This window comes from Microcoleus sp. B7-D4, from assembly GCF_036705125.1.
Taxonomy (GTDB): Bacteria; Cyanobacteriota; Cyanobacteriia; order Cyanobacteriales; family Microcoleaceae; genus Microcoleus.
In genome coordinates, this window is sequence record NZ_JAUBTT010000268.1 from 1 (window position 1) to 1,226 (window position 1,226).

A 1,226-nucleotide genomic window follows, 5' to 3' on the forward strand; every position below is an offset into this window, starting at 1 on the left:
TAAATAGGGCTTGCTGAATATATCGGTCGCACTTGACGTGGCATGGGTTAAGAACTGGTGCGATGCAAGTCAGGTGCAAAAAAAACAGGTAAAATAGAGCAAAACCCGTGCATCACCATCTGCGAACGTGTACCGAAAAGCTGAGCTTGCTTCCCCCTCACCCTCCGACTTTGAACTCCCCTCATGTGGAAAGTTGTCAGCAGATAACCGTTGGGTAAAAATGGCCCAAATAATCCCGTGGTCTGAATTTGAATCAGAATATGCGGCCAACTTCCCCACAGAAAAGGGGGCCCCTGCTAAATCCTTTAGGATGGCATTGGGGGCATTAATTATTAAAGAAAAATTAGGAATTAGCTCCGAGTGAAACAGTAGAACAGATCCGTGAAAACCCCTATCTACAATACTTCATCGGTCAATCAAGCTACAGCAACGAACTCGCATTTGACCCATCCCTCTTAGTACACTTTCGGCAACGAATCAGTGCCAACCTAATTAATAAAGTGAACGAACGCCTGGTTGAAAAAATGCGAGAAATCACGCCTGTCAAACCCGAAAAAAAAAAGGATTCGGACGCCAAAAATGAGTCACCCAATCGCGGTAAACTAATCATAGATGCAACCTGCGCCCCAGCCGACATTAGTTATCCGACCGACTTAGGACTATTAAACAGAGCCAGAGTTCATACAGAAAAAATCATAGACATTCTGTATAAACAAATTAAAGAAAAAACCACTAAAAAACCAAGAACCTACCGTAACCTAGCCAGGAAAGACTACTTAGCAGTAGCCAAACAACGACGACCGACCAAAAACAAAAAAAGACAAGCAATTAAAAAACAACTTCAATATATCAAAAGAAACCAGGCTCATATTGAACAGCTAATTGATGCGGGTGCGAGCCTAGAAGGTCTGAATAAAAAACAATATAAAACCTTGCTAGTCCTCACAGAAGTCGCTCGCTTTCCAACAGTGGTTATTTGACAACGATAAACAGAGTATTGAGGATAGAATAGTAAGTTTAAGTCAACCCCATATTCGTCCCAACGTCGCGAGGAAAAGCCGGAAAAAGCGTAGAATTTGGAGCCAAACTATCAGCCAGTTGTTTTGAAGGATATGTATTTTTAGACCGGATGAGCTGGGATAACTTTAACGAATCAGGGGACTTAAAAGCACTCTTTAGAAGCTTATTATAGATTCACAGGATATTATCCCGAGTCCGTTCATGCC

1 pseudogene is annotated in these 1,226 nt (G+C 42.2%); it reads left to right on the forward strand.

What is annotated here, in order from left to right:
* Positions 1 to 127: 127 nt before the first annotated feature.
* Positions 128 to 1,226 (forward strand): annotated as a pseudogene (locus tag QUB12_RS37400) (IS5 family transposase); the annotation flags it as partial.